Annotated in this window: 14 protein-coding genes; 3 read left to right on the plus strand and 11 right to left on the minus strand. The window is 70.3% G+C overall.

All coding sequences use genetic code 11. From position 1 onward, the window contains the following. Positions 1-25: 25 nt before the first annotated feature. Complete coding sequence (ftsY, locus tag G4X40_RS12980; RefSeq protein WP_277832981.1) at positions 26-1,483, minus strand: signal recognition particle-docking protein FtsY; 1,458 nt, start codon at positions 1,481-1,483, stop codon at positions 26-28. A 262-nt stretch (positions 1,484-1,745) separates the two neighbouring features. On the opposite strand from ftsY, the gene G4X40_RS12985 reads away from it, so the two are divergent. The 3 genes from G4X40_RS12985 (at position 1,746) to G4X40_RS12995 (ending at position 5,111) form a co-directional block, all read left to right on the plus strand. Further along, the gene (locus G4X40_RS12985) at positions 1,746-2,741 is read left to right on the plus strand and encodes an AurF N-oxygenase family protein (protein WP_277832983.1); all 996 of its coding nucleotides are present in this window, start codon (positions 1,746-1,748) and stop codon (positions 2,739-2,741) included. A 499-nt stretch (positions 2,742-3,240) separates the two neighbouring features. Further along, entirely contained in the window at positions 3,241-4,983 is a 1,743-nt protein-coding gene (locus G4X40_RS12990) for a sodium:solute symporter family transporter (protein WP_408642193.1), read from the plus strand. After that, positions 4,980-5,111 (plus strand): putative transporter small subunit, encoded by a 132-nt coding sequence (locus G4X40_RS12995; protein WP_277832984.1) that lies wholly within the window; start codon positions 4,980-4,982, stop codon positions 5,109-5,111. The genes G4X40_RS12990 and G4X40_RS12995 overlap by 4 nt, the downstream gene beginning before the upstream one ends. 98 nt (positions 5,112-5,209) lie before the next feature. Here the strand turns inward: G4X40_RS12995 and smc are convergent, their stop codons facing one another. The 10 genes from smc to G4X40_RS13045 form a co-directional block, all read right to left on the minus strand. After that, complete coding sequence (gene smc, locus G4X40_RS13000) at positions 5,210-8,821, minus strand: chromosome segregation protein SMC (RefSeq protein WP_277832985.1); 3,612 nt, start codon at positions 8,819-8,821, stop codon at positions 5,210-5,212. A gap of 140 nt (positions 8,822-8,961) precedes the next feature. Continuing rightward, positions 8,962-9,264 (minus strand): acylphosphatase, encoded by a 303-nt coding sequence (locus tag G4X40_RS13005; protein ID WP_277832987.1) that lies wholly within the window; start codon positions 9,262-9,264, stop codon positions 8,962-8,964. A 14-nt stretch (positions 9,265-9,278) separates the two neighbouring features. Then, positions 9,279-9,722 (minus strand): OsmC family protein, encoded by a 444-nt coding sequence (locus G4X40_RS13010; protein ID WP_277832988.1) that lies wholly within the window; start codon positions 9,720-9,722, stop codon positions 9,279-9,281. A 40-nt stretch (positions 9,723-9,762) separates the two neighbouring features. Further along, positions 9,763-10,443, minus strand: coding sequence for a response regulator (locus tag G4X40_RS13015; RefSeq protein WP_277832989.1), 681 nt, complete (start codon positions 10,441-10,443; stop codon positions 9,763-9,765). Beyond that, on the minus strand, positions 10,440-13,013 hold the full coding sequence (locus G4X40_RS13020; protein ID WP_277832990.1) for a sensor histidine kinase: 2,574 nt from the start codon (positions 13,011-13,013) through the stop codon (positions 10,440-10,442). The genes G4X40_RS13015 and G4X40_RS13020 overlap by 4 nt, the downstream gene beginning before the upstream one ends. 24 nt (positions 13,014-13,037) lie before the next feature. Next, complete coding sequence (locus G4X40_RS13025; protein WP_277832991.1) at positions 13,038-13,676, minus strand: potassium-transporting ATPase subunit C; 639 nt, start codon at positions 13,674-13,676, stop codon at positions 13,038-13,040. Between the two features lie 7 nt (positions 13,677-13,683). Beyond that, on the minus strand, positions 13,684-15,798 hold the full coding sequence (gene kdpB / locus G4X40_RS13030; RefSeq protein ID WP_277832992.1) for a potassium-transporting ATPase subunit KdpB: 2,115 nt from the start codon (positions 15,796-15,798) through the stop codon (positions 13,684-13,686). Next, the gene (gene kdpA / locus G4X40_RS13035) at positions 15,795-17,495 is read right to left on the minus strand and encodes a potassium-transporting ATPase subunit KdpA (protein ID WP_277832994.1); all 1,701 of its coding nucleotides are present in this window, start codon (positions 17,493-17,495) and stop codon (positions 15,795-15,797) included. Before kdpA ends, kdpB begins: the two co-directional genes overlap by 4 nt. After that, positions 17,496-17,594, minus strand: a complete 99-nt coding sequence (gene kdpF / locus G4X40_RS13040) for a K(+)-transporting ATPase subunit F (RefSeq protein ID WP_277832995.1) — start codon at positions 17,592-17,594, stop codon at positions 17,496-17,498. 263 nt (positions 17,595-17,857) lie between these two features. After that, entirely contained in the window at positions 17,858-19,291 is a 1,434-nt protein-coding gene (locus tag G4X40_RS13045) for an alanine/glycine:cation symporter family protein (RefSeq protein ID WP_277832996.1), read from the minus strand. Positions 19,292-19,326: the final 35 nt, after the last annotated feature.

Raw genomic sequence — 19,326 nt, forward strand, 5'->3', positions numbered from 1 at the left:
CGGCAGCCCACCCGGGCCCGGACGGTCAGCCGAGCAGCGCGTCGACGAACGCGGCAGGCTCGAACGGCGCGAGATCGTCCGGCCCCTCCCCGAGTCCGACCAGCTTGACCGGCACGCCGAGCTCGTGCTGCACCTGGAAGACGATGCCGCCCTTCGCGGTGCCGTCCAGCTTGGTCAGCGCGACACCGGTGATGGCGACGACCTCGGCGAATACGCGGGCCTGGGTCAGGCCGTTCTGCCCGACGGTCGCGTCGAGCACCAGTAGCACCTCGTCGACCTCGGCCTGCTTCTCGATCACCCGCTTGACCTTGCCAAGCTCGTCCATCAGGCCGGTCTTGGTGTGCAGACGGCCGGCCGTGTCGACGACGACGACATCGACGCCGGTCTCGGCTCCCTTGGCCACCGCGTCGAACGCGACCGCCGCCGGGTCGCCGCCCTCCTTGCCGCGCACGATGTCGGCGCCGACCCGTTCACCCCACGTCTGCAGCTGGTCCGCCGCCGCCGCGCGGAAGGTGTCCGCGGCACCGAGCAGCACCCGACGTCCGTCGGCGACGAGCACGCGCGCCAACTTTCCGGTGGTGGTGGTCTTGCCGGTGCCGTTGACGCCGACCACCAGCAGCACGGCCGGATGATTCGCATGGGGCAGCGCGCGGATCGAGCGGTCCATGCCCGGGTCGAGCTCGTCGACGAGCACCTCGCGCAGCAGTGCACGGGCCTGCGCCTCGGTGCGGACGCTGCGGGCCGCCATCTCCTGACGCAACCGCTCGACGACCTTCATCGTGGTCGCGGTGCCGAGGTCCGCGATCAGCAGCGTGTCCTCGACCTCCTCCCACGACTCCTCGTCCAGGTCACCGCCGCCGAGCAGCCCGAGCAGGGACTTGCCCACGGCGGACTGGGAACGCGACAGGCGCCCGCGCAGCCTGTCGAGCCGGCCCGTGGTGGGCTCGATCTCCTCGAGCGGCGGCGCGGTGGCCGCCTGCGCCGGCTCGACAGCCGGTTGCTCGACAGCCTCTTCTCCGACAGCCTCTTCTTCGACTGCGGGTTCTTCGACTGCGGGTTCTTCGACTGCGGGGGCCTCGGCCGGCACGGACTCGGCAGCGGGCTGCTCCGGCTCGGCCTGCTGCGCCGCGGGCTCCTCGGTGACAGGCTCTTGGCTGGGAGCCGCGGGCACGGACGGCGCCGGGGCGGCCTTCGCCTGCGGCTCGGGCGCGGCCGGTGGGACCACCGGCGGGGGTGTCACCTCGGGCGTCGTCGGAGGCTCGAGCGTGGCGGTGTCGGAGGCCCGCGAGCCCTCGCTGAACGCGAACCCGCCGCCGGCCTGGTATCCACCGCCGCGGTCGCCCGCCTTACCCGGTTCGACCTGCGAGGGCGCCGGGGCAGTCAGGCTGATCCGCCGACGCCGGTAGAGCACCAGGCCGGTGATCAGACCAATGATCAGGAGCGCGGCGACGACCGCAACGAGGATCCACAGTCCGTTGTTCACCGCGCCATCATCGCAGCTGCCCGAGCATCCGGGCCAACCCCAGCGGGCCGACAGGTGTCTCAGCGCTCAGCTACCAGCAAGAATCACAACGCTCAGCGACCGCTGAATCAGCTACGTCGACACCACGCCAGGCGATGCCGGAAATTTTCCTGTAACCGGCAGTCCGTAGACCCTTGCCTGGGACGTGGAGTCTCACTAAATTCAGCGACAGGGCGCCCCACGGGTGGGACGAGCCCGTTGATCACCGGAAGAGGAGACTGCGATGACGACGTCGACGCCGCCGGCCGAGACCTTCGGCCGCGAGTACAGCGAAACCCTCCACACCCTTTCCGTGGGATCGGTGCAGCGCCGCTTCGACCCGTACCTGGACATCGACTGGGACTCGCCCGACTTCGCGATCGACCCCGACGATCCCCGTTGGGTGCTCTCCCCCGAGATCGATCCGCTCGGCGCCACGCAGTGGTACCGCGACCAGCCCCTCGACCGCCAGATCGCCATCGGCAAGTGGCGCCAGGCCAACGCCATCAAGGTCGGCGCGGCCTTCGAGAGCATCCTGATCCGCGGAATGATGCAGTACGTCATGAAGCTGCCGAACCAGTCCCCGGAGTTCCGGTACTGCCTCCACGAGATGACCGAGGAGTGCAACCACATCCAGATGTTCCAGGAATTGGTCAACCGGATCGACGTCGACGTCCCGGGGATGCGGCCACTGTTCCGGGCGCTGTCGCCACTGGTCGGCGTCGCCGGGGGCTACGCCCACGTGATCCTGTTCATCGGCATCCTCGGCGGCGAGGAACCGATCGACCACTACCAGAAGTCGTTGATCCGCAAGGACGTCGACGTCCCGCCCGTGGTGCGCCGGGTGATGTCGATCCACATCGCCGAGGAGGCCCGGCACATCTCGTTCGCCGGCGAGTTCCTCAAGGCCCACGTGGGGCGGATGCGCCCGGCGACGAAGGCGGTCGCCGGTGTCGCGTTCCCCCTCGCCATGCGCTGGCTCGCCGGCGAGATCATGACTGCCCCGCGGGCATTCGCGCGCAAGTTCGACATCCCCGACGAGGTGATGAAGGAGGCCTTCTGGGGCTCCGCGCCCTCCCGCCGCATCCTCGCCGGATACTTCGGCGACATGCGCGCGCTCGCCGAGGACCTCGGGCTGATGACCCCCACCACCCGCAGGCTATGGAAGCTGATGCGCATCGACGGCCCCCGCTCGCGCTATCGCGGCGAACCCGAGCGCGAGCCGCATCGCGCCGCCTAGAACCGGCCCAGAAAGCGTGGTTCTACAACACCCATGCGCCCGCCGCCACCGCACCGTCGGTGACTTACCTCACGAACCGCATCGACGGGCATTCGGGGCGAGAATGTGCGTCAACTGCAGGGACGGCCATTTCATATCGATCGCGCGAAAGTTATCAACTTAACATAGGCCCGCTCGTGGCATCAAATCGTGATGATTCCGTGAGCTTTTCGCACACATCCGTCTTGCTACAGTCCGAATGCATTGCCGCCAGAGCGGAACGCGTCCGACCGCGGGAATCGCGGCCACCGCGCCACCGCCGGCGGATACGCGAGAAACCGACGGACCTCAGAACCGGTGGCGCGTTCTCCTGAGCAATTGTTGACCATTCCGAGTCGGGGCCAACCTGGGCGCAGGTGAACTGCGGCGCCTCCACGACGGAGGAAATGTGCACCCGCTCAGTGCGACAACGACAGTGTTGTTGCTCATCGCCTTTTTCGGCATCACTTTTCTCATCACATTGACGATTCGCGAAAAGAAAGAAAACGCCGACGGATTCATGGTGTCGAACGGCGCCGTCGGATTCGGCCTGTCGTCCTCATCGATGACGGCCACCTGGATCTGGGCCGCCTCGTTCTACGCCGCCGCCACCGCCGGCTACAAATACGGGATCTCCGGCCCCATCCATTACGGGCTGTGGGGCGCGCTCATGATCCTGTGCATCTATCCCTTCGGCAAGCGCTTCCGGACCATCGCGCCGCACGCGCACACCCTCGCCGAGGTCATGCACGCCCGGCACGGCAAGTCCAGCCAGTTGCTGCTGGCCGTCTCGAACGTGGTGGGCAGCGTCATCAGCATCACCGCCAACTTCACCGCCGCGGGCGCGCTCGTGTACATCCTCACGCCGTTCAGCTTCAGCACGGGCGTGCTGGTGGTGGCGGTCGGGATCCTCGCCTACAGCATCTGGTCGGGCTTCCGGGCCGCCGTGCTCACCGATGCCGCCCAACTCGTCGCGCTGATGGGCGCGGCGGTCGTCATCATCCCCGTCATCTTCTTCGCCGCCGGCGGGCCGGGGATGATCCGGGGTGGCCTGGACGGGTTCTACGACCAGGGCAAGCCCGAGATGGCGAACTTCTTCTCCATGGATGCGTTCCTCTACCAGGGCGCGCCCTACCTGGTCGCGGTGCTCGCCTACGCCATCGGCAACCAGACGATCGCCCAGCGGCTCTTCGCGGTCCGGCAGGACAAGATCAAGTCCACGTTCGTCACCGCGACCTTCGGCTATGCCGGCACCGTGATCGGTCTGGGCATGCTCGGGGTGCTCGCCGCGATGGTCGGCCTGGCGCCCACCGACGGCGACCTGAACAACCTCATCCCCGACATGGCCGTCGAATACCTCCCGGGGGTGCTGATCGCCGCGCTGTTCATCATGGTGATCGGCTCACTGGCCTCGACCGCCGACTCGGACATGTCCGCGCTCGCGTCCATCATGATGGCCGACGTCTACGGCAAGCACCTCTCGCGCGGCAAGGTCAACCCGTCGACGATGCTGCTCATCGGCCGCCTCACCATGGTCGCCGCGGCGGCGGCCGGCGTGATGTTCGCGTTCGCGAGCTTCGACATCCTGGACCTTCTCGTGTTCGTCGGCGCGCTGTGGGGCGCGCTGGTGTTCCCCGTCATCGTCAGCTTCTACTGGCGGCGGATGACCAACGTCGCGTTCACGGTCTCGGTCCTCGTGGCACTGGGCTTCTTCCTGGTCGCGCGCTTCACGCTGATCCCGATGACCGGCGCGGTCGCAGTGGCGTTCGAGACGCTCGCGGCCGTGGGCGCGGCGATCGTCGTCGGGTTGCTGGTGTTCGGCCTGTTCGGCCGGATCGCCGGCTTCATCGCCGGTGCGGTCATGTTCGTCGCGATGATGCCGCTGTTCATCGGGTTCCTGCGCGACTACGAGGTGCTGCTCGGCTCACTCGTCTCCTACGGGGTCAGCTCGATCGTGTGCGTCGCGATCAGTATGCGCAACAAGGAGTTGTTCGACTTCGCGCTCATCGACCAGCGGGTGGTGCTGTTCCAACAGGAGCAGGAGCAACTGCGTGACCACGGCGCCGATCTCGCCGCCGCGGCGATCCACCCGCCCTCCGCGGCCACGGCAGCGCACGACCACCACACCCAGGACGACGCCCGGACCGGCGCCGCGACCGCGGTGCTGACCATCGAGCGCGACGACGCCGCCCGCGACCGCACCGAAGGAGATCCGCAGAGATGACCACGGTACTGATGACGCTCTACATCCTGATGTGGCCGGTGATGGCCGGGATCGTGCTGGTGATCCTCACCGTCGGGGTCGTCAAGGACATCGTCCGCGCGCGGCGCAACGGCGAATCGTTCGTGTAGCCCCGTGCACAACCCGACGGCGTGACCGAACGGGCTGTTGCGCGGAGCGGACTCGAGACGCTCGACGAACAACAGCCCGTTCGACGTCGGCACGCGCGTCAGGAACTCGCGACCCGGCCCAGTTCCTGACCGCGCATGCGCTGCGAGATCACCTGGGTGATGCCGTCGCCGCGCATGCTCACGCCGTACAGCGCGTCGGCGATCTCCATCGTCGGCTTCTGATGGGTGATCACGATCAGCTGTGAGCGCTCCCGGAGCTGCTCGAACAGGCTGATCAGCCGCCGCAGGTTCACGTCGTCCAGCGCCGCCTCGACCTCGTCCATCACGTAGAACGGTGAGGGTCGGGCCCGGAAGATCGCGACGAGCATCGCGACCGCGGTCATCGACTTCTCCCCGCCGGAGAGCAACGACAGACGCTTGACCTTCTTGCCCGGCGGCCGCGCCTCCACCTCCACGCCCGTGGTCAGCATGTCCGACGGGTCGGTGAGCACCAGCCTGCCCTCGCCACCGGGGAACAGCGTCGAGAACACCTCGACGAACTCACGCGCCACGTCCTCGTACGCCTCGGTGAACACCTGCAGGATGCGGGCGTCCACGTCGGCGACCACACCGAGCAGGTCCTTGCGCGCGCTCTTGACGTCTTCCAGTTGCGTGGACAGGAAGTTGTAGCGCTCCTCGAGCGCCGCGAACTCCTCGAGCGCGAGGGGGTTGACCTTGCCGAGTGTGGCCAGGTCCTTCTCCGCCTGCTTGGCACGACGCTCCTGGGTGGCGCGGTCGTACGGCATCGGCGCCGGCGAGACCACCTGCTCGCCGCGTTCGCGCGCCTGCTCGTACTCGGCCATCTCCAACGCCGACGGCGGCAGCGGCACGTCCGGGCCGTACTCGGCGACCAGGTCGTCGAGGCCGATCGCGAACTGTTCGGCGATCGACTCCTCGAGCTGCTCGATACGCAGCGCCGCCTGCGCACGCGCCACCTCGTCACGGTGCACCGCGTCGACGAGCGAGGCCAGCGTCGCCGACAGCTGCGCGACCCGGTCCTTGACCTCGCGCACCGCCTCACCGCGTTCGGCGCGTTGCCGCGCCAGTTCGTCGCGTTCGCGGGCCGCCATCTCGACTGCGCCCCCGAGCCGCTCGGCCACCCGCTCGCCCGCCTCGGCGACCGCGGTCGCCACCTGCGCGGCGTGCCGTCTGGCGCGCTGCGCCCGCTCTGCGCGGGCGCGCGCCTCGCGTTCGGCCTGCGCCGCCCGCCGCAGCGAATCCGCCTTGCCGCGAATCGAATTCGCACGTTCCTCGGCGGTGCGCAGGCTCAGCCGGGCCTCCATCTCCACCGCCCGCGCCTCGCCGACCGCCTCGGCCGCGGCCTCCCGCGCCAGCACCGACTGCGCACCGGACTGGTCGCCGTCGGTGCCGTCGGTGTCCTGCTCCGCCCGTCGCAGACGCTCCTCCATCTCGGCGAGCGCGGCCAGGTTCTCCCCGCGGCCGGCCTCGGCCGCCGCACGCTGCCCGGTGAGCCGCTCGGCCTCCGCGGTCGCCGTCCGCGCGGCCTGCCCGAGCCGACCGAGTTGCTCATAGACAGCGGACATCTCGGCGTCGGACTCGTGCAGCGCGGTGAGGGTCAGGTCGGCGGTCTCGCGGCACTGTTCCTCGCGGGCGACCGCACCGGACAGCGCCGCCGCCACCTCCTCGACCCGGCGTTCGGTCTCGACCAGCGCTGCGCGCGCCTGCTCGATCGCCGCCTGCACCTCGAGGGTGCCGGCCCGGCGCTCCGACCCGCCGACCATCCAGCCCGCGCCGACCAGGTCGCCGTCGCGGGTGACCGCGCGCACCGACGGCCGCGCGGCGACCAGTTCGGCCCCGGCCGGCACATCGTCGACGACCGCGATGCCACCGAGCAGCGCCGACAGTGCCCCCGTGAGGGTTTCGGGTCCGTCGACCAGGTCGACCGCCCAGTGCGCCCCCGGCGGCAACTGCACCCCGCCGGTGCGGTCGTCGACGGTCGCGCCGCCGAACAGCAGCGCGGTGCGGCCCGCGTCGGCGTCCTTGAGCGCCCGCAGTGCCGCCTGCGCAGCGGCGGGGGTCGCGGCGGCCACCGCCTCGGCCGCCGGCCCCATCGCGGCGGCGATCGCGGCCTCGAAACCCGCACGGACCCGAACCAATTCGGCCACCGCACCGAGCAGATCGTCACCGCCGCGGTGTTCGAGCAGCCAGGCGGCGCCGTCCTTGCGTTCGAGCCCGATCGCGAGCGCGTCGATCCGTGCCCGCAGCGAGACCGCCTCCTGTTCGGCGTTGCGCTCCTGGGCGCGCAGTTCGACGACGCGCGCAGACGCCTGTTCCAACGCGGCAGTGGACCGCTCGTGCTGGTCGTCGAGCCCGACCTCGCTGGCGTCGAGCGCACCCACCTGCCCCTCGACCTGTGCGAACTCGGTCTGCGCGGTCTCGGCGCGCAGTCGGGCCTCGTCGATCGCCGCGGTCAGGCGCGCCACCTCGGCGTCGACGGATTCGGTGCGGGTGCGCAGCGTGTCGACCTGACCGGTCAGCCGGGCCAGACCCTCGCGCCGGTCGGCCACCGCCCGGACCGCCGCCAGGTGGGCGCGCTCGGCCTCCGCCGCGGCCTGTTCGTGCATGGCCAGGGCATCCTTGGCCGCGTACAGCGCCTCCGAGGCCATCTCCACGGCCATCGCCAGTTCCGCCTCCTCGGCGGCGACCCGCTCGGCCTGCGCCTCGAGCTCCTCGGGGTCGCGGCCGGGCTGGTGAGATTGTTCGGTCTGCAGGTGCCGCGCGCGTTCGGTGGCGATGCGAACGGTCGCACCGAGCCGTTCGGACAGCGCCGAGAGCCGGAACCACGCCTGCTGCGCGGCCTCCGCACCGGGGTCCAGCCGCGCCAGCGCGTGTTCGTGCGCGGCGAGGTCGCCGCTCGCCTGCTCGAGTTCGGCCTGCACGTGTTCCTGCTGTTCGCGGGCGATCGCCTCGCTCTGCTGCCCCTGTGCGTGGTCGGCGCGCCGGGTGACCAGGTCGTCGGCGGCCAACCGCAGCCGGGCGTCGCGCAGGTCCGCCTGCACGGTCGCGGCGCGGCGCGCCACCTCGGCCTGACGGCCCAGCGGCTTGAGCTGGCGGCGCAACTCGGTGGTCAGGTCGGTCAGCCGCGCGAGGTTCGCCTGCATCGCGTCGAGCTTGCGGACGGCCTTCTCTTTGCGCTTGCGGTGCTTGAGGACGCCGGCCGCCTCCTCGATGAACGCCCGGCGCTCTTCCGGACGCGACTCGAGGATCGAGGTGATCCGGCCCTGGCCGACGATGACGTGCATCTCGCGGCCGATCCCGGTGTCGCTGAGCAGTTCCTGCACGTCCATCAGGCGGCAGCTGGTGCCGTTGATCTCGTATTCGCCGCCGCCCTCGCGGAAGACGCGGCGGGTCACCGAGACCTCAGAGTATTCGATCGGCAACTCGCCGTCGGAGTTGTCGATGGTCAGCGTGACCTCGGCGCGGCCCAGCGGTGGGCGGCCCGCGGTGCCGGCGAAGATGACATCGTCCATCTTCCCGCCGCGCAGCGCCTTGGCGCCCTGCTCGCCCATCACCCAGGTCAGCGCGTCGACGACGTTCGACTTGCCGGAGCCGTTGGGACCGACCACGCAGGTGATGCCGGGTTCGAACCGCAGAGTCGTGGCGGAGGCGAAGGACTTGAAGCCCTTGAGCGTCAGACTCTTGAGGTACACGGCAGATCAGGCTACCGGTAGCACAGGCTCATGCGGCCGGACATGCCCGACGGTGCGGACGCCCGCAGCGCGCACGCGGCCGCCGTCACCGGCCAGGACCTGCTGCGGTGGTCGCGCGGGTACCACCTCGGCCGCCGCCGTCATCGCTCGACGAACCCGTCGAGCCCGCCGCGCGGCGGATCCCAGCTCTCCACGACCAGGTCGACGCGGCCCGGCGTGCCGGCCGAGCGCAACCAGTCCAGCAGCTGCTCACAGGCCGCGCGGGGCCCCTCGGCGACCACCAGCACGCGGCGGTCCGGGGTGTTGGTGGCGCTGCCGACCAGCCCCAGCTCGAGGGCGCGGGCGCGGGTGAACCAGCGGAAGCCGACGCCCTGCACCCGGCCGTGCACCCAGGCGGTCAGCCGCACCCGGTCGTCGTGATCGCCGGCCATGGTCTCGGGCATGATCCCGGCCTGTTCTAGGAGTCGACCTGGAAGCCCAGGTCGACCTCGGTGCCGCGCTTGAGAGTGCGGCCGACCGTGCACACCTTGTCGATGGCGCGTTCGACGACCGTGAGCAGCCGCTGCTGCGCGTCGGCATCGAGTTCGCTCAGGTCCAGCTCCAGGGTCTCCTGCAGCCGCGGGTACCACTCGTTCTCGCGGTCGGCCGGTCCGGAGACGCGGATGGTCGCGTCGTAGCTGTCGCCGAGGCGGCGCGACAGCGGCAGGTCCGAACTCATGCCGCTGCACGCGGCCAACGCGATCTTGAGCAGTTCCCCGGGGGTGAAGACGCCCTCGACACCCTCCGAGCCGATCAGCACCTCGGCGCCGCGCGAACTGCGGCCGGTGTAGCGGCGGGTGCCGGTGCGCTCCACCCACAGGTCCGTCGAGGCGGGAGCGGTGTCGGGGGTCTGTTCAGCCATGCCGGAAAACCTACCCTGTGCGCGAGTGCCAGGGGCGCCGCTACTGTGCGAAGCGGTACCCCATGCCGGCCTCGGTCAGCAGGTGCCGCGGATGCGACGGGTCGTCCTCGAGTTTGCGGCGCAGCTGCGCCAGGTACACCCGCAGATAGTGGGTCTCGGTCGCGTACGCCGGCCCCCACACCTCCTGTAGCAACTCCTTCTGCCCCACCAGTTTTCCGCGGTGGCGCACCAGCATCTCGAGCACGCCCCACTCGGTCGGGGTCAGGTGTACCTCCGCGCCGTGGCGGGTCACCTTCTTCGCCGACAGGTCGACGGTGAACGCGTCGGTCGTCACGACCGGCTGGTCCTCCTCGACGGTGGACGCCCCGCGCCGGACCGCCGCCCGCAACCGGGCCAGCAGCTCGTCCATGCCGAACGGTTTGGTCACATAGTCGTCGGCGCCGGCGTCGAGCGCCTCGACCTTGTCGGACGAGTCGGTCCGCGCCGACAGCACGATCACCGGCACCTTCGTCCAACCGCGCAGCCCGCCGAGCACCTCGACGCCGTCCATGTCGGGCAAGCCCAGATCGAGCACGACCACCTCCGGCGGCCGTTCCGCGGCCGCCCGCAACGCGCCCGCCCCGGTCGACGCGGTGACCACCTCGTACCCGCGCACGCTCAGATTGATCCGCAGCGCCCGCAGGATCTGCGGCTCGTCGTCGACCACCAGCACCCGGGTCAACCGGTCACCTCCCCGTGTTCGTCGCTCACGACCTCATCCTCGCCCGGCGCGGCCAGGTCGACCACCACCGTCAGCCCACCGCCGGGTGTGTCGGTGGCGCTCACGGTGCCGCCCATCGCCTCGACGAAGCCCCGCACCACCGACAGCCCCAGGCCCACGCCGACCGTGTTGTCGCGGTCGCCGAGCCGCTGGAACGACTCGAACACCGCTTCCTCGCTGCCCGGCGGGATGCCGGGGCCGCTGTCGGCGACGGTGATCACCGAGCGGCCGGCCGCGGTCGTCGCACCGACGCGCACCGGACTGCCCGCCGCATGCCGCAGCGCGTTGTCGACCAGGTTCGCGAGCACCCGTTCGAGCAGCCCGGGGTCGGCCAGCACGGTCACCGCATCGACGTCGACCCGCACCCGGTCGGGGCCGGCCCGGCCGTGACCGGTCGCGTCCCGCCCCAACCCGACCAGCGCCCGGTTGGCGACCTCGTCGACATAGACGCGCTGCAGGCTCGGATGCACCGCTCCCGCGGACAGTCTCGACGAGTCCAGCAGGTTACCGACCAGATCTGTGAGCTGATCGGCCGACTCCTCCACGGCCGCAAGCAGTTCCGCGGTGTCCTCCGGGGAGAACTCGACATCGGGACTGCGCAGGCTCGACACCGACGCCTTGATCGCCGCCAGTGGCGTGCGCAGGTCGTGACTGACCGCCGAGAGCAGCGAGCGCCGCAACCTGTCGGTCTCGGCCAGCGCGCGCCCCTCGTCCGCCTCCCGGGCCAGCTCCTCCTGCCTGATCAGCCCCACCGCTTGGCTCGCGACCGCCCGCAGCACGCGCCGGTCGTGGCTGTGCAGGCCCTGACCGGACAACGCCAGCGCGTACTCGCCATCGGCGACCTCGATCGCGGTGTCGGCCTGCTCCGCCGTGGTGGGCGGGTGCTCCCCGACCGCGCAGACCACGCCGGTCGCCGCGCGCAGCACGCTCACCCCGGACTGGCCGTAGATCTCACGGACCCGTTCGAGCAGCGCCGGCAGGTCGCTGCCGCCGAGCACCGATTCGGCGAACAGCGTGAGCAGTTCTGCCTCCTGCGAGGCCCGGCGCGCCTGGCCGGTGCGCTTCGCGGCCGCGTCGACGAGCACCGCGACCGCGACCGCGACCAGCAGCAGCACCACCATCGTGAGCAGGTTGTCCGGGTCTGCGATGGTGAAGCTGTGCACTGGCGGGATGAAATAGAAGTTCAGCAGCAGCCCGGAGATGATCGCCGACAGCGCGGCCGGCGCGACACCGCCGAGCAGCGACACCACCAGCACGACGATCATGAACAGCGCGCTCTGTCCGGAGGTCCCGAGCCGGTGCCCGATCACCGCGATCAGCATGGAGGCGAGCACCGGGACGACCAACGCGACCACCCAGGCGATCCCCCGCCGCGAGCGCCCGTCCAGGGCCGGGATCCGCCGCTGCCGGTGCGCCTGCTCGTGGGTGACGATGTGCACGTCGATGCGGCCGGATTCGCGGACCACCGTGGCGCCGATGCCCTCGTCGAGCAGCCGGGCCCAGCGCGGCCGACGCGAGGTACCGATCACCAACTGGGTCGCGTTGGCCGAGCGGGCGAACTCGAGCAGCGTGTGCGGCACGTCGTCGCCGACGACGCTGTGCACCCCGGCGCCCAGGTCGGCGGCGAGCCGGCGCACCGCCGCCATCGTGTTCGCCGACACCCCGGCCAGGCCGTCGCCGCGCACCACGTGCACGACCAGCAGTTCGGCGCTGGATTTCGACGCGATCCGCGAGGCCCGGCGCACCAGCGTCTCCGACTCGGGCCCGCCCGTGACCGCGACCACCACCCGTTCGCGGGCCTCCCAGGTGGCGGTGATCCTCTTGTCCGCCCGGTACTTCGCCAGCGCCGCGTCGACCTGGTCGGCGAGCCACAGCAGTGCCAGTTCGCGCAGCGCGGTCAGGTTGCCCTGCCGGAAGTAGTTGGACAGCGCCGCGTCGACCTTCTCGGCGCCGTACACGTTGCCGTGGGCGAGCCTGCGCCGCAGCGCTTCCGGGGTGATGTCGACCAGCTCGACCTGAGCGGCCGACCGGACCACCTCGTCCGGCACGGTCTCGCGCTGGGTGACCCCGGTGATCTGCTCGACGACGTCGTTGAGGCTCTCGAGGTGCTGCACGTTGACGGTCGTCAGCACGTCGATTCCGGCCGCGAGCAGGTCTTCGACGTCCTCCCAACGCTTGTGGTGCCGGCTGCCCGGGGTGTTGGTGTGGGCGAGTTCGTCGACGAGCACGAGTTTCGGCCGCCGCTCGATGACCGCGTCGACGTCGAGTTCGCCCATCACTGTGCCGCGGTAGGCGATCCGCAGTGGCGGGATCCGTTCGAGCCCCTCGAGCAGCGCCGCGGTGCGTTCGCGGCCGTGGGTCTCCACCACGGCCGCGACCACATCGGTGCCGCGCCCGATCCGCCGGTGCGCCTCGCCGAGCATCGCGAAGGTCTTGCCGACGCCCGGCGCGGCGCCGAGGTAGATCCTCAGCTGTCCGCGCCGGGCCGGCTGTTGGGGCGCCTGCTCCACACTCACCCCGTCATCATCCATGCCACCGGGGTCGAATCCGCCCACTCAGCGCGTTTCGCACTGCGGCGCGGTCAGTCCCAGCGCCACGTTCAGCGCGGGCACGTCGACGCGCGGGGCTCCCAGGAAGCCCCACTGCCGTCCCTCGGTGTGCTCGGTCACCAGTTGCCGCACCGCGTCGACACTGCGGTGGTTGACCCGTGCCACCCGCGGAATCTGCAGCGCCGCATAGGCCGGGCTGATCTGCGGATCCAGGCCCGAGCCCGACCCGGTGACGGCGTCGACCGGGACCTGTGCCGGCGCGACGTGCTCGCGGGCCGCGATCAGCGCGCGGCGCCGGTCGACGAACTGCGCCAACTCGGGGCTGCTCGGCCCCAGGTTGCTCGGCGCCCCGGCGGCCGGGTCGCCCGGTGCCATCGGGTCGTCGTCGCCGACGGACCCGACCACGCGGGTGTGGAAGTACGGGTCCGGGGCGCCCGCGGGAACCTGCGGGTCGACGCCCAGCAGCGCACTGCCCACGACACACCCGCCGCGGTCGGTGATCGGCGAACCCTCGGCCGAATGCTCCCCGACCCGGCCGATCGCCCACACCGCGGCCGGATAGGCCACCCCGAGGATCACCGTCAGTGCGATCAACATCACCAGACCCACCCGGACCTGACGCACCGCTGCCACCACGAATTTCATCTCTTCCTCACCCGATTCCGGGAATGAAACGGACGACGAGGTCGATCAGCCAGATACCGAGGAACGGCGCGATCACCCCACCGAGGCCGTAGACCAACAGGTTTCGCCCGAGCAGCCGCGAGGCCGACGCCGGCCGATAACGCACGCCCTTGAGCGCCAATGGGATCAGCACCACGATGATCAGCGCGTTGAAGATCACCGCGGAGATGATCGCCGAGTTCGGGCTGTGCAGTCCCATGATGTTCAGCCGCCCCAGCGCAGGATAAACGCCGCTGAACAGCGCGGGCAGGATCGCAAAGTACTTCGCCAGGTCGTTGGCCAGCGAAAACGTGGTCAGCGCGCCGCGGGTGATGAGCAGCTGCTTGCCGATCTCGACGACCTCGATCAGCTTGGTCGGGTCGGAATCGAGGTCGACCATGTTGCCGGCCTCCTTCGCGGCCGACGTGCCGGTGTTCATCGCGACCCCGACGTCGGCCTGGGCGAGTGCCGGCGCGTCGTTGGCGCCGTCGCCGGTCATCGCCACCAGCCGGCCGCCCTCCTGCTCCTTGCGGATCAGCGCCAGCTTGTCCTCCGGGGTGGCCTCGGCCATGAAGTCGTCGACCCCCGCCTCGGCGGCGATCGCCCGGGCGGTCAACGGGTTGTCGCCGGTGATCATCACGGTCTTGATGCCCATCGCCCGCAGCTGGGCGAATCGTTCGGCCATGCCCGGCTTGACCACGTCCGAGAGCCGGATCGTGCCGAGCAGCCGCACCCCTGCCGGACCGCGCTCGGCGACCACCAGCGGCGTGCCGCCGTCCTGCGCGACTGCCTGCACCGCACCTGACACCTCGGCCGACGCCCGGTCCGCGGACTGTCCGACCCAGGCGAGCACCGAATCGGCTGCGCCCTTGCGGATCTCGCGGCCGTCCAGGTCCATGCCGCTCATCCGGGTCTGCGCCGTGAACGCCACGAACTCGCCGCGCTGCTCGCCCGGGTCCGCCCCGACGGTCAGGCCGAACTCGGCCGCGCACAGTTCCACGATGCTGCGCCCCTCCGGGGTCCCGTCGGCCAGGCTCGACAGCCGGGCCGCGCGGGCCAGCTCCTCGGCCCGCACCCCGGGCGCCGGGATCAGCTCGGTGGCACGGCGATTGCCGTACGTGATGGTGCCGGTCTTGTCCATCAGCAGCGTGTCGATGTCGCCGGCCGCCTCCACCGCGCGCCCGGACATGGCCAGCACGTTGCGCTGCACCAGCCGGTCCATGCCGGCGATGCCGATCGCCGAGAGCAGCGCACCGATCGTGGTGGGGATCAGGCACACCAGCAGTGCGATCAGCCGGATCGGGTCGGGCTGGCGGCCGACATACGCGGTCATCGGGCCGATCGCCACCACCGCGAACAGGAACACGATCGTCAGCGAGGCCAGCAGGATGTTCAGCGCGATCTCGTTCGGGGTCTTCTGCCGGGCCGCACCCTCGACGAGCGCGATCATCCGGTCCACGAAGGTTTCCCCCGGCGCCGCGGTGATCTGCACCACGATCCGGTCCGAGAGCACGGTGGTGCCGCCGGTGACCGCGCACCGGTCGCCGCCGGATTCGCGGACCACGGGGGCCGATTCGCCGGTGATGGCCGACTCGTCGACGGTGGCGATGCCCTCGACGACGTCGCCGTCGCCGGGGATCACCTGACCTGCCTCGACGACCACCCGGTCCCCGACCCGCAGCTCGGCGCCGGGCACCTGCTCGGTGCCGCCCGAGGCGGCGATGCGGTGCGCGACGGTGTCGGTCTTGACCTTGCGCAGGCTGTCGGCCTGGGCCTTGCCGCGCCCCTCGGCGACCGACTCGGCCAGGTTCGCGAACAGCACGGTGAACCACAGCCACGCGGCGGTCAGCCAGGCGAACCAGCTCGGCCGCGCGACGGCCAGCACCGTCGTGATGATCGAACCCACCCACACCACGAACATGACAGGGTTGCGAGCCTGGTGGCGCGGACTGAGCTTGCGCGCCGCATCCGGCAGCGAGGTGAGCAGGCCGCGCGGGTCGAACACTCCCCCGGCCACCGACTTCGATGCCGGAACACGCTGCAGCTCAATACTTTCCGAATCCTTCGGATTCTTCGAGCATTTCGGCAGTTGACCTACCGTCATGACAATGCCTCCGCAATCGGGCCCAGCGCCAGCGCCGGGAAGAACGTCAGTGCCGCCACGAGCACGATGGTGCCGACCAGCAGGCCCGAGAACATCGCACCGTGGGTCGGGAGCGTCCCGGCGCCGGCCGGGGTCTTCTTCTGCGCCGCAAGCGAACCCGCCAGCGCGAGCACGAAGATGATCGGCAGGAAGCGGCCCAGCAGCATCGCGATCCCCAGCGATGACTGGAGCCAGTCGCTGGTCGCGGTCAGGCCGCCGAACGCACTGCCGTTGTTGTTCGACGCCGAGGCGAACGCGTACAGCACCTCGGAGAATCCGTGGATCGACCCGGGCGAGCCCGGCGCCCCGCCGTTGGTCAGGAATCCGGGGGTCGAGTGCAGGATGACCGTGATCCCGGTGCCGACGAGCACCAGCGCGGGCATCACCAGCACCGCGAGCGCGGCCATGGTGACCTCGCGGCGGCGCAACTTCTTGCCCAGGTACTCGGGGGTGCGGCCGACCAGTAACCCGCCGACGAACACCGCGATGATCGCGAACACCAGGATGCCGTAGAGCCCGGTGCCCACGCCCCCGGGCGCGATTTCGCCGAGCAGCATGTTGAGCATCAACGCGCCGCCGCCAGCGGCCGAGTAGCTGTCGTGCGCCGAGTTGACCGCACCCGTCGAGGTGCCGGTGGTGCTCACCGCGAACAGCACCGACCCGGGGATCCCGAACCGGACCTCCTTTCCTTCCATCATTGGCCCCGACATCATGGCGCCGGCCGCCTGCGCAGCCACCCCGTGCACATGCTGCTCCGCCCACGAGACGAACGCGAGCATCGAGCCCCACAGCAACGCCATCACCGACAGCAGCGTGAGCCCCTGGCGGCGGCTGCCGACCATGGTGCCGAAGGTGCGGGTGAGCGAGACCGGGATGATCAGGATCGCCAGGATCTCGACGACGTTGCTCAGCGGGGTGGGGTTCTCGAACGGGTGCGCCGAGTTGGCGCCGAGGATGCCGCCGCCGTTGGTGCCCAGTTCCTTGATGGCCTCCTGCGAGGCGACCGGCGCCAGCGCGTTGTGGGCGGCGGTACCGTCGAGCGCGGTCGAGGCGAACCCCGTGTGGAAGGACATGATCACGCCCTGCGTCAGCAGGATCACCGCGACCAGCAGCGACAGCGGCAGCAGGATGCGCAGGCAGCCGCGGACCAGGTCGACCCAGAAGTTGCCGATCTGGCCGCTGCCGCGCACCCGGACGAACCCGCGGATCAGCGCGATCGCCACCGCCAGACCGACCGCGGCGGAGACGAAGTTCTGCACCGCCAGGCCGGCGGCCTGGGTGAGGTTGCTCATCGTCGTCTCAGGTGTGTACGACTGCCAGTTGGTGTTGGTGACGAACGAGACCGCGGTGTTGAACGCGACCGCCGGGCTGACCCCGGACAGTCCGCCGCTCAGCGGCAGCACGCCCTGGATGCGCTGGAGCACATAGAGGAACAGCACGCTCGCGGCGGAGAAGCCGAGGACGCTGAGCGCATAACCCGACCAGGTCTGGTCGGCGTGCGGGTCGACCCGGCAGACCCGGTAGATCGCGCGTTCGACGCGCAGGTGGCGGGGCCGGGTGAACACCGCGGCCATGTAATCGCCGAGCGGGACGTAGACGACGGTGAGCACGACCACCACGAACGCCAGTTGCAGCCCGGCGGCGAGAGCGGGACTCATCTAGAACCTCTCGGGGTCGAGCAGCGCGACCAGCAGATATCCGACCACCGCGACGGCGACCGCGATCAGCACGACCGCGAGCACCCCCGCCCCCGTCACCGCAGCCCCTTGCGCCCGAGACCGCGCAGCACGAGTGCACACGCGATGAAGCCACCCAGGATCAGCAGCACATAGGCCAGATCGGCCATGACATGCCCCTTCGACACGACGAAGCGGCGCCCGATCGATTGCCCAGCGCCGCACACGGACCCGTGTCCGCGTCCGCTCAGCATCACCCCGCGCGAGGCCCTCGCCGCGGTCCCTGACGCGCCCTTGACGCGATGATCAGGACGCGTTGACGCGATCTTTACGCCGGAGGATCGTCAGCCGGCGCCCACCCGCGCCGCCTCGCCGTCGTCCCACACCTGAACGCCCGGGATGTCCGGCATCTCCGATCGCTCGAAGGTCGGCTCGCGGCCCTGCCGGCGTTGCACGACATAGTGGTCGAGCAGGCGGAAGGCGTACACCGACAGCGGCGCGATCGCCACCAGGTTCGTCAACGCCATCAACCCCATGAACAGGTCCGCCAGTCCCCAGACGAACGGCACCGACGCCAGCGCACCGGCGAACACGCACAGCATCACCAGCACCCGGAACGACGGCAGCGCCCAGCGGGCGCTGGTGAGGAATCCGATGTTCGTCTCGCCGTAGTAGTAGTTGCCGATCACCGACGTGCCGGCGAGGAAGAAGATCACCACCGTCAGGTAGTCCACCGCCCACGGCCCCAGCTGCGCAGACAGCGCCTTCTGGGTCAGGCTCGCCCCCGCGGCGGTGCCGTACTGCGGCTCCGACAGCAGCACGATGAACGCCGTGGTGGTGCAGATCAGGATCGTGTCGAAGTACACGCCGAGGCTCTGCACCAGGCCCTGCTTTGCCGGGTGCGAGACCGCGGCGGTCGATCCGGCGTTGGGCACCGAGCCCATCCCCGCCTCGTTGGAGAACAGGCCGCGCCGCACGCCCTGCATGAGCGCCGCGCCGAATCCGCCGGCGACCACCTCACGGAAACCGAAGGCGTTCTGCACGATCAGCCAGATCATGTGCGGGACCTCGCCGATGTTCAGCACGATGACGGCGACCCCGAGGATCACGTACGACCCCGCCATCAGCGGCACCAGGATCTGCGAGACCGCCGAGATCCGATGGATCCCACCGAAGATCACCGCACCGGCGAGCACGGCGACCACGATGCCGACGATCGGCCCGACTGCGGAGCCGTGGCCGCCGAACGAGTTCTTCACCGCATCGACAATCGAATTCGATTGCACCGCATTGAAGACCAGGCCATAGGTGACCGTGATGATCACCGCGAACAGCACGCCCATCCAGCGGCGCCGCAGGCCGTGCAGCATGTAGTACGCCGGGCCGCCGCGATAGGCGTCGCCGTCCCGGATCTTGTACAGCTGGCCGAGGGTCGACTCGACGAACGCCGTCGCGGCACCCATCACGGCCAGCACCCACATCCAGAACACCGCACCCGGTCCGCCGATGCTGATCGCGAGCGCAACCCCCGCGATGTTCCCGGTGCCCACCCGCGAGGCCGCGGACACGCAGAACGCCCGCAGCGACGAAATGCCCTGCGACCCGTCCGGCATGTCGAGCGGCTTCTCCCCGATCAGCCGCACCATCTCGGGAATCAGCCGCAACTGCACGAAGCGGGTCCGCACGGTGAAGAAGAGGCCGAGCGCGACCAGGACCACGATGATCACGTTCCACCAGATGTCGTTGACGTGGCCCAGCACATCCGTCGCGCGATCCATCCGCTCATCCTTCCCGCACGGCGCGCGGCGCGCGC

Source organism: Speluncibacter jeojiensis (assembly GCF_029589495.1).
GTDB lineage: Bacteria > Actinomycetota > Actinomycetes > Mycobacteriales > Mycobacteriaceae > Speluncibacter > Speluncibacter jeojiensis.